The sequence below is a fragment of the Psychrobacter immobilis genome (assembly GCF_904846235.1).
Lineage (GTDB): Bacteria > Pseudomonadota > Gammaproteobacteria > Pseudomonadales > Moraxellaceae > Psychrobacter > Psychrobacter immobilis_C.
The window spans coordinates 85,853-99,549 of sequence record NZ_CAJGZN010000014.1 but is presented as its reverse complement, the minus strand read 5'-3'; the positions used below and the strand labels follow the sequence as shown (position 1 = coordinate 99,549).

The 13,697-nt window shown below is 42.4% G+C and carries 14 protein-coding genes; 6 read left to right on the top strand and 8 right to left on the bottom strand.

Annotation, left to right across the window (positions count from 1 at the left end; genetic code table 11):
• Nucleotides 1-490: 490 nt before the first annotated feature.
• The 3 genes from JMX07_RS10420 to JMX07_RS10410 all read right to left on the bottom strand — a co-directional run bounded on the left by JMX07_RS10420 (nt 491) and on the right by JMX07_RS10410 (nt 4,177).
• Nucleotides 491-1,153, bottom strand: coding sequence for a glutathione S-transferase family protein (locus JMX07_RS10420; RefSeq protein WP_191113951.1), 663 nt, complete (start codon nt 1,151-1,153; stop codon nt 491-493).
• Nucleotides 1,154-1,363: 210 nt separating this feature from the next.
• The gene (locus tag JMX07_RS10415; RefSeq protein ID WP_201607813.1) at nt 1,364-2,002 is read right to left on the bottom strand and encodes a peroxiredoxin; all 639 of its coding nucleotides are present in this window, start codon (nt 2,000-2,002) and stop codon (nt 1,364-1,366) included.
• A gap of 435 nt (nt 2,003-2,437) precedes the next feature.
• Complete coding sequence (locus JMX07_RS10410; RefSeq protein WP_201607812.1) at nt 2,438-4,177, bottom strand: glutamine--tRNA ligase/YqeY domain fusion protein; 1,740 nt, start codon at nt 4,175-4,177, stop codon at nt 2,438-2,440.
• A 312-nt stretch (nt 4,178-4,489) separates the two neighbouring features.
• Here JMX07_RS10410 and JMX07_RS10405 point away from each other — a divergent pair, with 312 nt between their 5' ends.
• Both JMX07_RS10405 and JMX07_RS10400 read left to right on the top strand, forming a co-directional pair.
• Nucleotides 4,490-5,005, top strand: a complete 516-nt coding sequence (locus tag JMX07_RS10405; RefSeq protein WP_057760980.1) for a peptidylprolyl isomerase — start codon at nt 4,490-4,492, stop codon at nt 5,003-5,005.
• Nucleotides 5,006-5,128: 123 nt separating this feature from the next.
• Entirely contained in the window at nt 5,129-5,998 is an 870-nt protein-coding gene (locus tag JMX07_RS10400) for a UDP-2,3-diacylglucosamine diphosphatase (RefSeq protein ID WP_201607811.1), read from the top strand.
• Between the two features lie 120 nt (nt 5,999-6,118).
• On the opposite strand, the gene orn is transcribed toward JMX07_RS10400, so the two are convergent.
• The gene (gene orn, locus JMX07_RS10395) at nt 6,119-6,706 is read right to left on the bottom strand and encodes an oligoribonuclease (protein ID WP_057760984.1); all 588 of its coding nucleotides are present in this window, start codon (nt 6,704-6,706) and stop codon (nt 6,119-6,121) included.
• Between the two features lie 230 nt (nt 6,707-6,936).
• Here orn and rsgA point away from each other — a divergent pair, with 230 nt between their 5' ends.
• From rsgA to secB, 4 genes are all read left to right on the top strand, one after another.
• The gene (rsgA, locus tag JMX07_RS10390) at nt 6,937-8,040 is read left to right on the top strand and encodes a ribosome small subunit-dependent GTPase A (protein ID WP_201607809.1); all 1,104 of its coding nucleotides are present in this window, start codon (nt 6,937-6,939) and stop codon (nt 8,038-8,040) included.
• Nucleotides 8,041-8,261: 221 nt separating this feature from the next.
• Nucleotides 8,262-8,717, top strand: coding sequence for a rhodanese-like domain-containing protein (locus tag JMX07_RS10385; protein ID WP_057760987.1), 456 nt, complete (start codon nt 8,262-8,264; stop codon nt 8,715-8,717).
• Nucleotides 8,718-9,096: 379 nt separating this feature from the next.
• Nucleotides 9,097-9,360, top strand: a complete 264-nt coding sequence (gene grxC, locus JMX07_RS10380; RefSeq protein WP_021813631.1) for a glutaredoxin 3 — start codon at nt 9,097-9,099, stop codon at nt 9,358-9,360.
• A 192-nt stretch (nt 9,361-9,552) separates the two neighbouring features.
• Nucleotides 9,553-10,005: a protein-export chaperone SecB gene (secB, locus tag JMX07_RS10375; RefSeq protein WP_057760989.1), complete on the top strand. Its 453-nt coding sequence runs from the start codon at nt 9,553-9,555 to the stop codon at nt 10,003-10,005.
• Between the two features lie 193 nt (nt 10,006-10,198).
• On the opposite strand, the gene adk is transcribed toward secB, so the two are convergent.
• The 4 genes from adk to JMX07_RS10355 form a co-directional block, all read right to left on the bottom strand.
• Nucleotides 10,199-10,852 (bottom strand): adenylate kinase, encoded by a 654-nt coding sequence (adk, locus tag JMX07_RS10370; RefSeq protein ID WP_180952604.1) that lies wholly within the window; start codon nt 10,850-10,852, stop codon nt 10,199-10,201.
• Between the two features lie 335 nt (nt 10,853-11,187).
• Nucleotides 11,188-12,468 carry a c-type cytochrome biogenesis protein CcmI gene (ccmI, locus tag JMX07_RS10365; RefSeq protein ID WP_201607802.1) on the bottom strand — a complete coding sequence of 427 codons (1,281 nt, stop codon included), beginning with the start codon at nt 12,466-12,468 and terminating at the stop codon, nt 11,188-11,190.
• The gene (locus JMX07_RS10360) at nt 12,465-13,022 is read right to left on the bottom strand and encodes a cytochrome c-type biogenesis protein (RefSeq protein WP_201607798.1); all 558 of its coding nucleotides are present in this window, start codon (nt 13,020-13,022) and stop codon (nt 12,465-12,467) included. The genes ccmI and JMX07_RS10360 overlap by 4 nt, the downstream gene beginning before the upstream one ends.
• Nucleotides 13,019-13,696 carry a DsbE family thiol:disulfide interchange protein gene (locus JMX07_RS10355; protein ID WP_201607796.1) on the bottom strand — a complete coding sequence of 226 codons (678 nt, stop codon included), beginning with the start codon at nt 13,694-13,696 and terminating at the stop codon, nt 13,019-13,021. Before JMX07_RS10355 ends, JMX07_RS10360 begins: the two co-directional genes overlap by 4 nt.
• Between the last annotated feature and the right edge of the window lies 1 nt (nt 13,697).

Here is a 13,697-nt window from a genome sequence, read left to right as displayed (position 1 = left end):
ATACTCATATCTTGTTGTTTAACACTTTTAATCACTTGAGCACGGAAGTCTGCTGAATAAGTCATAATCTTTTTACTTTTCGCTTGTTTTAAAACGACTGTACCACTTTTATAAAAGATCTACTATACTGGGTAATAGCAGTAATTTTAACGTTGGCTTATTTCGGCTACCTACCATATTACATACCTCTTAGTAAGCTTGTACAACTTATCTCGCGTACCATCTATATTTTAAAAAACCTATTCAAAAGAAGTCATAATTTAAAAGCATTCTTCTTAAATAAACGTTTTAAAAACATAATTGATATAACTAAGCTAGATTAACCACTATAACCTTGGCTCTATTAACCTATGTAACGAAATGTTGATTTTTATTATGTTTCATAAAAAAACAGCTAACGATTGAGGTTAGCTGTTTTGCTTTATAGCGAGCAATTTATCGGATAGGTTAATAGATAAATTTTATGATTTAAACTATTCTCTAGAACCTTTTAGTCATTCACACTGGCAGGTTTGGCTTTAGCCATATTTTTAATACTAAAGCGTTCATTCATCTTTTGATAAAAACGAGCTAGGTTTTCGCCTTGCTCATTAGGATTAATCTTCAATACTTTACCAAAATCTAAGCTGAGATATAGCACGATATCCGCAAAACTTAATTGCTCACCTACTAGGTATTCACGACCTTCTAATATCGTCTCAAAATACGCCATGGCTTTGACCGCACGAGCAATTGATGGTGCGACGAACTCGGGCACTTGTTCAATACGTTGTGCTTTAGATGGATGGCTGTGCTGAAACGCGAGCATCAAGTTATACATCACTTCAAACTCTGCAACACGGCGCATAGAGCAAACTTGCGCACGCTGTACCACATCATTACCCATGACCGAACGCTCTCCGTAAACGCGATCCAGATACTCACAAACTGCCTGAGAATCATTCAATACCGTACCATCATCTAAGGTCAAAACAGGTACGGTCTGCATCGGATTCATTTGTGTAAAGGCTTCTGACATTTGCTCATTTGCCGCAAAATCAATGTCTATCACATCGACATCATCCATGTCATCGACATCGATACCTTTTGAAGCCAATAAGATAAGCGCTTTACGTGGATTAGGCGCTGTACGGGTGATATATAGTTTTTTCATAGTAAACTCCTTGTAAGAATGATTGGACAGCAATTTGGCGCTGATACGCTTTATTATGGTTATTGTACTAATAAGCACAAACGATTGATACGCTATAGCCTAATCTGGCCATCATGGCAAAGTGTTATTAATCATAAAGTAGAAATAATAAAAGCCCCATAACCTTGAGTCATGGGGCTTTATTTAATCATATTTATGCAACCAGTCCAGTTATTTATTAGGGGCTGGGGTCGTACGTAGGTACGGCTTGATTTCTTTATGACCTTTTGGGTATTTGGCAGCAATATCTTCGTTTTTCACACTTGGTGGAATGATCACGTCATCACCGTCCTTCCAATCTACAGGCGTCGCGATGTTATACTCATCCGATAATTGTAGCGCATCAATAACACGGATAATTTCATCGAAGTTACGACCACAGCTGGCCGGATACGTCAGCGTTAGACGCACCTTTTTATTTGGATCAATGATAAAAACGCTGCGTACCGTATGCGTGCTATCTGCATTAGGATGCATCATGTCATATAATTCAGCCACTTCTTTGTTAGGATCAGCGATGATTGGAAAGTTCATCTCTGTCCCTTGCGTCTCACCGATATCACTCGCCCACGCTTTATGGTCCTCTAAGCTATCGACAGAGATACAAATCGGTTTTACATTGCGCTTTTGAAACTCGCCATTGAGTGCTGCTGCACGACCAAGCTCAGTGGTACATACTGGGGTAAAGTCTGATGGATGTGAGAAAAAGACCACCCAATGATTGCCTGCCCACTCGTGGAAATTAATATCGCCTTCTGTGGTCGCAGCGTCAAAATTTGGTGCGGTATCACCTAAACGTAAATGTGCCATGCTTGATTCCTTAGCTATGTGAATGAACGCTTATATCGACACGTCGGCCTCGCGTTCTATTATTATCATCGACGTGCTCAGTTATCAAATATAACATAAAGCACATCCGTAAAAACTGACTTTATCTTAACAAACTGGTTATGAATGTCTTGTGACGGATTGTAATGCGGTTATTCCGTTTAACTCTAAGCTGATGGACAAATCTTTTAATGAATTTTATGGACAGGTAGCTTTGATAAATAAATAATTAAACCACCATACCTGCATCCCATAAGCAAAATTCGCACTATAATCATACTTAACTTTATATCTACACACAAAAAAGCCCATCCCTAGCGTACTAGAAATAGGCTAACTTGCAAACTACTATTGTTCAGTATTATTTCAAAATATTCATTTGGATAAGGATACTTTTAAATACTAAGCCAACATAAATTAAGCTGGCTTATAGCTATCACGTAAGCTAACGATTTGGTTAAATACTGGCTTATCAGTGCTGTGATCTTCGCTGTCAGAGATGAAGTAACCTTCACGCTCAAACTGGAAGCGCGTGCCAGCATCTGCATTGACCAAAGATGGTTCAACTACTGCATTTAGCTCAGTGAGCGAGTTCGGGTTTAGCGCTTGATGAACATCAGCAACGCCACTTGGATCTTCAGCACTGAATAGCTGCTCGTACATGCGTACTGTCGCTGGCACACCTTGACTGGCTGATACCCAATGAATCACGCCTTTGACCTTACGCCCTTCAGGGTTGTTGCCCAAAGTAGCAGGGTCGATCGTCGCTTTTAGCTCAACGACATTACCATTTTCATCAGTGATATGCTCAGTGACGGCTAACACATAGGTGTTACGCAGACGAATCTCTGGCTTTTCTGGAGAGAGACGTTTGTAGCCTGCTGGCGGTTCAATTTCATAATCACCTTGGTCAATGTATAGCGTTTCGGTGAATGGAATCTCACGCTCACCCATATCGACGTTAGGATGATTAGGCTGAGTCAACCAAAGTGTCTGCGTCGTATCGTCAAAACGTGCATTAACGCTATCGGCTTTTTGCGACTCCCAACTGCTGACCGCTTCACTAAAGTTAGTAATCGTCACTTTCAATGGCTTTAGCACCGCCATACCGCGACCAGTAGTCGTCTCCAACGATTGACGAACGCTGAATTCCAATAAGCGAAAATCAACCACACTATCCGCTTTGGTCACACCCACACGCTCACAAAAATCGCGCAAACCCTCTGGCGTATAACCACGGCGACGCATGCCAGCGACGGTTGGCATACGGGGGTCATTCCAACCACTGACGATACCTTCATCTACCAGTTGCTTCAGCTTACGCTTACTGGTCAATGTATGATCAACGTTTAAGCGGCTAAACTCGTACTGATGTGGTGGTACGTCAAAGCCGATTTTTTCAATGACCCAATCATAGAATGGACGATGATCTTCAAACTCAAGCGTACATAATGAATGAGTAATCCCTTCTAACGCATCCGAGAGTGGATGAGCAAAGTCATACATTGGATAAATGCACCATTTATCACCAGTCTGATGATGCGCTTGATGCATCACGCGATAGATAACAGGATCACGCAGGTTCATATTTGGGCTAGCCATATCAATCTTGGCGCGCAAAATAGCCTTTCCTTCAGCGTATTTACCGTCTTTCATATCGTTGAAAAGCGCTAGGTTTTCTTCAACACTGGCATCACGATATGGTGAAGGTGTTCCCGCTTCATTAAATGAACCACGGTTTTCTTTGATTTGTTCAGGAGTTTGCAAATCAACATAAGCGTCGCCTTGCTCAATCAGCTGGATTGCCCATGCATGCAACTGATCAAAATAACCTGAGGCATGATGCGCCTCGCCTGCCCACTCAAAACCTAACCACTGCACATCGTTCTTAATATTGTCGATGTAATCTTGCTTCTCAGCAGTTGGGTTGGTGTCATCAAAACGCAGGTTGCACACACCGCCGAACTCTTTGGCCACACCAAAGTTTAAGCAGATAGATTTCACATGACCTAAATGCAAGTAGCCATTTGGCTCAGGCGGAAAGCGCGTTACAATTTGCTGGTATTTTTGCGCATTGACATCGTCACGAATGATATTACGAATAAAATCGTTTTTTGCTTCGTCTTTTTGTGCATTGTTGCTTGAGTGATCACTCATCGGGCATTGCTCCTAACGCAAATTGTCAGTTCATGATGCGTGCCATCACGCATCACGAAACGTTTAAACTAAAGTGTTAAAATAAAACGAGAATATTAAAATAAAGCGAGAATATTAAAACTTAGATAGTGCGACCGCATTATCAAAATTTGTCAAAAATGGGTAAAGTTGCGTTATTCTATCAGGTTTCGCAAACGCATTAACAGCCTGATACATGACACGGGATAAAAAAGCCGTTAGACTACCCGTAACTTTTTAACCACCACTCACAATAGTGCTATTTAAGGCGCTGCAATCAAAAAGGAATATCCCATGGTAGACATGCCACCAGTAGTAGAACTTGAAACTAATATGGGTGCGATCGTTATCGAACTCAACGAAGAAAAAGCACCAAAAACCGTAGAAAACTTTTTAAACTACGTAAAATCTGGTCAGTATGACGGTACAATTTTCCATCGCATCATTGATGGTTTCATGATTCAAGGCGGCGGAATGGACGCTGAGATGAATGAAAAACCAACCAATGCGCCTATCGAAAACGAAGCGGACAATGGTCTAAAAAATGACAAAGGTACTATCGCAATGGCGCGTACCCAAGATCCGCATTCAGCGACTAGCCAGTTCTTCATCAACGTAAAAGACAACGACTTCCTAAACCACTCTGGCAAAAACATGCAAGGCTGGGGTTACACCGTATTTGGTAAAGTAACAAGCGGTATGGACGTTATCGAAAAAATGCGCAGCGTACCAACTGGTCGTTTCGGCATGCATGCTGATGTGCCAAAAGAGCCAGTTGTTATCAACTCAGCAACCATTATTACTCAGTAATAGTCATTCAATAGCAGCTATTCAGTCATAGTTACTTAGCGATAGCTGTGAATGAGCGAGCATTTTTTAATAGAGTTTATTAAATCATGCTCGCTATACGATAAGTCACGAGGACCAAGATAAATGCAAAGTTTTAATCACTTAATCACGACCCGCCCTCATCAAGTGCGGCAAGTATTGATTAGCGATTTGCATTTATCGCCTCAGGAGCCTGCCTTAGCGCAGGCTTTTTTGGCGCTATTAGATGACTGTCTAGCCCTGCCAGCGTTCAAACGCCTCTTTATACTAGGTGATTGGTTTGAGGTGTGGCTAGGTGATGATACGTATTTATCGTTGTCAGAAGACGAGAGGATAGCGCACTGGTTGACTCCACTTATCACCAAACTCAAGCAGCTACGTATCAATGGCTGTGAGATATTGGTCATGCACGGTAACCGTGACTTTCTATTGGGTCAGCCGTTTTGTAATCTGTTCGGTGGAGAGCTTATCAACGAGCCATATATTTTGCCTATTGGTCAGCAGAATTACCGCTTAGAACACGGAGATGCGCTCTGTACCGATGATAAAAAATATCAGTTCTTTCGCAAAATTATGCGTAACCGCCTAACTCAGTGGTATTTGCTTAACAAGTCATTAGAAAAACGCTTAGCCATCGCAGATAATATGCGTCAACGAAGCCAGCAGAATAATGCTCATAAAGCTGCTCATATCATGGATGTGAATGATAAAGCTGTACGTCAAGCCATTACTACTAGCGATGCATTATTACACGGACATACTCATCGTCCAGACATTCATCAGGCGACTGCTGATAAGAAACGTTATGTCTTAGGCGACTGGCGATTGTTAGATAAAGACACTCGCCAGCCGAAAGTTAGCACCGTGATTGGTGCAGTGACAGATGACGAGCATTCAAATGACGGTTTTAGTAGTAATGATTTAAGCAGTAATACTGCTGAGTTTGGATTGTTTGAGTTTACAATGCTTGTTTGACTTGATCGTTGAATCTAGCTTAAACATAAAAAGGGTCTGTTGAAATATCAACAGACCCTTTTGTTTTTTTACTACAATTCTTTTACTACACTTTTAAATAGCTTATCTCTTGCTAGCTATTTAAGGTATTAACTTAAAGAAATGCTGACGGTAATGCTTTAGCTCACGGATAGAGTCACGAATATCATCTAGGGCTAAATGACTGCCACCTTTTTCGAAGTTCTTTAAGATATCAGGACGCCAGCGGAAACAAAGCTCTTTAATTGACGATACATCAAGGTTACGATAATGGAAGAAACGCTCAAGCTCTGGCATTTGCCGCGCCATAAATCGACGATCTTGGCAAATAGAGTTACCGCACATTGGCGACTTACCACTATCAACCCATTTGTTTAGGAACTTTATGGTCTCAGCTTCGGCTTCTGCCAATGTCACCGTACTACGACGTACACGATCGACCAATCCTGATTGACCGTGCTGCTTGGTATTCCAGTCATCCATCTTGTTTAAGACTTGATCCGATACCTTGATAGCAAACACAGGCCCTTCAGCAAGTACATTCAAATCTTCGTCAGTGACGACAGTAGCAATCTCGATAATCTCATCGTTTAAGGTATCAAGTCCGGTCATTTCTAAATCAATCCACACCAGCCCTTTTTTGCCTTGATTTTTGATTTTAATCTTATTGGGATGGTCACCGGTAGTCATACAATATCCTATGGTCATTAAATTTTGGGACAGTTTTAAACATAATTTAAAAAACGTATTACGAGTAAATACTCATATTCAGGCAGCATTGTAATATACTGATTGATTCAAAAAATCTAGCAAGCAGCCAAAATATTACAAAACCACTGTCTGCCGCAGACGCTTTAGGCTGTATGTTAGCAAATTTTCACGCTACACTTAGCAATATTTTTATAATAGGTCAAAAACCCATGGCATTAATCCGGCAACGCAAACTGACTAAACAACAGATTCGTCGCATCGACAAGCAGCAACTGTCTAATCAAGATAGTATTGATGACAGTTTGATGGATGGCGTGGTCATGGCGCATTACGGTAAGCAACTAGAAGTACAAGTCACTAGCCTGCCAGCTGTCATACCTGAGCAGCCAGAGATTGCCCCTGATGATCCTGAGCCGTTTTGGCAAACGCTTGAATTGAATGATATTTGGCGCTGTCATGTGCGTACCAATCTACCGATGCTAGCTGCTGGCGATCAAGTACGCTGGAATGCTGACTCTAATACTGGTTTTGGTCGTATCGAAGCGGTCAAACCGCGTACATCGCTGGTTTCTCGTCCTGACCGCTATCATAAGCTCAAACCTGTTGCCGCCAATGTCGATATTTTGGCAATTGTTTTTGCGCCACTGCCTGCCGCCGCGCCAACGCTGATCGATCGCTATCTTGTGGTATGCCATCATGCAGGTGTCAAACCACTGTTGGTACTTAATAAAGCCGATCTGTTGGCAGAAGAAAACGGTGTGGATACCAATGAGCTATTGGCGCAGTATGCCGCGCTTGGCTATGAAAGTGTTCTAACTTCGGTCGACTGCCCTGAAAATATCGCTGAGAGCGATGAGCAAGAAGGCCTTGATGAACTAAAACGCTATATAGATAAAAAGTTGGTCATCTTTGCGGGTCAATCTGGCGTCGGAAAAAGCAGTTTAATCAATGCCCTTCTGCCTGACTCTGGACAGAGCGTCAATATCATCTCACAAAACTCTAAGCTCGGTCAGCACACCACGACGACCAGTAGACTGCTGCCATTCAATCCAGAAAACCTTACCCAAGGCGGTATCGTCGATACACCAGGGATTCGTGAGTATGGCATTTGGCACCTTACTCCTGATGATATTATTTCAGGCTTCGTTGAGCTAGCACCATTGGCCAGCGGTTGCCAATTCCGTGACTGTCGCCATACTCACAACAGCAAAGGCTGTGCACTATGGCAAGCCGTAGCTGATGGTGAAGTATTGCAGCGCCGCGTTGAAAATCTCGTCACGCTACGAGAAGAGGCAGATACGAAGCCTTATTAGTATTTGGCTTGTTAGTGTCCGTCTTAATTAAAAGCGGTCATGTAAATAGATATTTTTATTAGGCTGAGAAGCTCCATAGATAAGTACAATAACCGCCCAATTATTGCCCATGTCATCGCCCGTTTACTATAGATGACCTTATCGGTATAATAGCGCCTTGTTCACTATCATTGGGCTGTCTTCTCAGCTTAATAGAACACTTATTTTTTTGGAGGTATGGTTTGGATCGTGCGCTGGAATTTGTGGGCAACCACCCGTTTTTATTTGGTATATTAGCCGTACTTGCTATACTGTTTTTTACGATTGAAAACAAACGTAGCGGTAGAAAGATATCGCCTAACACGCTTGGCATGATGGTCAATTCTCAAAACGCGCAACTTATCGATATTCGCGCTAAGAAGAAGTTTGAATCAGGCTATATTCAAGGCAGCCGTAACATACCGTTCACTGACCTCAAAGACCGCTTAGAAGAGATTCGCGCGATTGAGCAGCCAGTGATTATCATCTGCGACATGGGCGTCCAAGCAGGCGCTGCGATTCAGATGATTGGTAAAGATAGTGTCTATCGCTTAGAGGGCGGTATTGGCGGCTGGCAAGGCGCTGGCATGCCATTGGTTGGTGTAAAAGACGCCAAAGCAAAGGCTAAAGGTAAAACAAAACCAAGTCTAAGCAAGTAATAGATCTGTATAGGCGCTTAAGTGAAGCGTTTATACACATCGCTTAGCTGATGTTTATGCGACCTGACTGATGTTTATGCGACCTGACTAACGTTATCAGCGCTACCAACGCTATAAAAAAGACACCTTTTTATCAGGTGTCTTTTTTTGTGGTTTATTTTTTATGTTCTGTTTATCATGTTTTACAGCACTAAAATACGTTTTGAGCCAAAACGGCTTGAATTTGTTGTGCTTATCCCCACTTTAGTAATGAGCATCACCGAATGCATTTTTACTTTACTCATTGATAACAGACTATACCAACGCTTTGACTATGATAATTTATCATGCTCTTTATAATACGTTTGTTATCCCATAAATTTATAAATAAGGATTTACCATGACTGTATCTGTAAAAGTTTACACTACCCCTATCTGCCCATACTGCTCAAACGCCAAACAACTACTAAAAACCAAAGGCGTTGATTATGAAGAAATCGGTATGCACGATATGAGCAGCGAAGAGCGTCAAGCGCTGATGAAAAAAACCAATAACTACCGCACTGTGCCGCAAATCTTCGTTGGTGAAACCTTTGTCGGTGGTTTTGATGAACTTAACCAAATGAACCAGCAAGGCAAACTTGACGAGCTATTGGCAGGTTAATCTGCTACCTTTCTTTACTGTCTGTCTTTACTTATGTAAAGATAGACAGTGGCACGTTTTAATAGAGTAGTAAGAAGTAATGATAAAAAATATCGAGACAATACCAAAAAATAGTCTCGATTTATATTACAATGAACTTTTATTAAAATGACGATTTGCCCAATCATTTGATTTAATTTTAGAGGATTTACCATGGCTGAAGAACAAGCACAACCACAATTGGCACTAGAACGCATCTACGTAAAAGACATGTCACTTGAAGTCCCAGGCGCTAGCGTATTCACCAAAGAGTGGAACCCAGAGCTTGATATCAATTTGTCTAGCAACGCTGAAAAACTAGATGACGATCATTATCAAATCATCCTAACTGTGAGCGTTACTGCCAAAAATGCGGAAGAAGCAGCATTTATCGCTGAAGTGCATCAAGCAGGTATCTTCTTACTAAAAGACATTCCAGAAGATCAAATCGGTCAAATCCTAGGCGCATACTGCCCTAATGTGTTGTTCCCATATGCTCGTGAAGTCATCAGTGACATCGTGACGCGTGGTAGCTTCCCACAATTGCTACTAGCACCTGTGAACTTTGATCAAGCGTATGCACAGAGCCAGCAGCAAGCACAAGTTGATGCTCAAGGTAATGCTTAAGCGCTAACCAAAAATATATGAGCTCTACGAGTCGTATATTTGATGAAAGACCGTTTACTTATAATGAGTAAGCGGTTTTTTTGTGGGTGTTTTTTATGAGGCGTAAAATCATTGGTCATAAAAAAACCCTGCTATTAAACAGGGTCTTCAACGACTACATCGACTGGCTAAATCAATTAGCTAACCTCGATAATTAGCCTTTTAGTGCAGACAAAATTTGTTGCTTCACATCATCGATACCTTGCGTACCATCAAACTTGTCATAGTTAGGCGCATCATCGCCTTCTTTAGCTTTGTCTTGGTAAAAACCAACCAATGCTGATGTTTGCTCATGATAAGTAGATAGACGGTCACGGATAGTCGCTTCTTGGTCATCTTCACGCTGGATAAGCGCTTCACCAGTGACGTCATCGATGCCTTCAACCTTTGGTGGATTGTGATCGACATGATAAACACGACCTGAACCTGGATGCTGACGACGGCCAGACAAACGGCTCACGATTTCGTCATCAGGTACACTGATTTCGATAACATGGTCGATAGCAACATCAGCGTCTGCAAGTGCTTGCGCTTGAGGAATAGTGCGCGGGAAACCATCTAGGATACAACCATTCACACAATCAGGCTTAGCGATACGCTCTTTCACTAGGTTGATAATGAGGTCATCAGAAACCAAACCACCAGCATTCATGATATCTTTGGCTTTTTTGCCAAGCTCGCTACCTTCTTTAATTGCTGCACGTAGCATGTCGCCAGTTGAGATCTGTGGAATATCATATTCTTTAGAAATAAACTGGGCTTGGGTACCTTTACCGGCGCCTGGTGGTCCTAGTAAAATAATACGCATCATTACACGACTCTCCTTAATAGATAGGATTTTGGGATTAATAAAACTCTGGGATTAGTTGTTTGCAAAGCTACCTTACCTTGTGGCCCTGCAAAGCTCAAGTATTTTCATTATTGATGTGACAAGTTGGCATGACTTATCTGTTCATACATGGTCAATTCAAGATAAAAAGTAATAGAATTGACTGCGTTTGAAACGCCCATTTATATATCTGGGTTCACTTCATATCTCTTTCAAATTAGAACAATCATAGCACTGCTGCTCGCGTCCGTACTGAGCAGCAGCGTCTATATAATAAATACCATTAGCGTCCGGTATTTATCATACTACTATGGCTATGGCACTTGCTGATTGATTTCCACGTTGACCTGATTTTGTTCTGCACTGATAACCACTGGATTGCCCGAGAGGTCGCCTGACTCTGCGGTAGCATTGCCACTATGACTGATACGAGCGATGACCGCTAGCTGTACTTTATCAGAACGAGCCGACCCTAGGGTACGCTCTGGCATCATAGCATCAAGATCACTTAGACTAATAACTGCTTCGCCTTGTTTGATATTGCTAATTGGTAGACGCTTAGCCGCAAATGGTGGACCACCTTTCACGTCACGTATCGCCACAAACAGTGTATCGTCAGCTTTTACCAATGGTAACAAACTAGCATTAATTTTGACTGTCACTTCGACGCCTTCAGAAGCTTGCTGCTGCTGCATCACCACATTAGCGCTAAGCTCGTCTAGACTTGATAGCGCTTGCGTATGATCGCCTGGTTTGGCCGCGATACTGTCACGCAGACGTTTAATCCAGCCTTGCGCTTGATCAAAATTACTAGCACGAGCCTCACCCATCGCCATAAGCATTTGTGCGCCTTCATGCTCTGGGTTTGTGACTAGTATGTTTTCTAACACTCGGCGGCTATTGGCATCTAACTGACCTTTATTAGCAAAGAAACTAATCTGCGCATAAGTGGTCGCAATTTCTTCGTTATCAGGTGATAGACGATAAGCGCGCGACAAAGCCTCTAATGCCGAATCAGTCGCCTCTAATGACAAGAACAGCTCTGATAAACGCATCCAGCGATTGTAGTCACTGGCATGACGATATACATTAGTCTGCATGGCACTAATCAGCTGATTACCATCTTCAATTGCCCAAGCTGGTGGTTGATCGATTCTACCTGTCAGTAAGTCATCCGCCACTTGACCGACTTTGTCCTCGGCAGCCCACAGCTCAAATACAGGTGTGCGATCACCGACCATCAGATATGCCATAGCAGTTAATACAGGTACCCAAACCATAATAATCAATCGGCTTTTGATACCTGGCGTGACCATCGGTGACACTTCACGCTGAGCATCCAAAAGCTGACGCTCAAGCTCAAGCTTCTGGTTTTGATAGTGATGGTCATCAATGATACCACTGTCTTTATCTGTTTTCAGCTCTGCTAGTCGCTCACGAAACACAGCAACGTTGATATCCAGCAGTTGATTATCCACAGGCTTACTATGCGAACGCGGTGCTCTTAACCACGGCTTAATGGTGATAACACCCAATAGTAGAGCGACAAGTAAACTTAGCGCAATAAATAAGCCAACAGTAGAAAATATGGTCATTTTTTGTCCCCAAGGCTTGTAGTGTCGTCTTTGTCATCGTTATTGGCGCGTGACAATAAGCGATCAAGTTCTGCTTTTTCAGCGGCAGACAACGCTTTGACATGGTTGTCTACTGCCACACCACTCTCGCCACTGGCGACAAGCTGACGGCGTTTACTTTGCCAAAACCAACCGACCAATAAGACGATCAATAATAGCGGTGGGAAAAACCATAAAATCCATGTTGAAGGACGTACTGGCGGCTTATAACTGATAAAGTCGCCATAGCGCTCTTGCATATAGGCTCGAATCTCGCCATCACTACGACCATCTTTTATTAAATCATAGGTTTTTTGCTTTAAGTCTTGGGCAATTGGCGCATCAGACCCTGCCAAGTTTTGGTTTTGACATTTCGGGCAGCGCAGCTCTTCGATGAGACCACGGTATTGGGCTTCTTGTTGCACAGAATCAAAATCGTAGACATCAATGGCAGCAAAGCTTGCCATACTCAATAGACAAGCGATAAACAAGCTTGCTAATTTTATAGTCGCATTTCTTATTTGGTAGGCTATCATTTGCACGCCTCCGCAACTTGGCTCGGATCTGGACTGACACCATTATTACTAGCGTCATTGAGCACCATCAAGCAAGGCGTGATACGACTTTGCCAATTGCTCTCATTGATCTCACCGATGATGTGCTGACGAATAATCCCATCACCATCGACGATGAAAGTCTCAGGCGCACCAGTCAGACCTAAGTCTAGAGCGAACTGCCCTGACAAGTCCTGAATAGACATAGAGAACGGGTCACCACCGCGATTCAAATACCCTAACGCATCACCAATATCATCTTTGTAGTTTACGCCCACCAAGTTAACACCGCGCTCTTCTAGCTTCATCAAAAAAGGATGCTCAATGATACAAGTTGGACACCAAGAGCCCCAAATATTCATGAGAAATGGCTTATCTGGCAAGTTATCATTGGTCATGATACGACTGGTATCTGATAATAATGGCAACTCGAAAGCAGGTACTGGACGCTCAAGCGCCGTATTGGTCACGATATCAGTCGGCTTGCCCAAACGCATATAGAGCATAGCGACCAAACCAATAAAGATAACCAGCGGAATCAAAAACCCAATTTTAAGTTTTTTCTTAGTTTTTACTTTATTACTGCTAGCAACTTTAGGGTCTTTGACAGCCTCTTGCTGAGCTTTTTTATCAGATTCATTGTTTGAGGTAGTCATA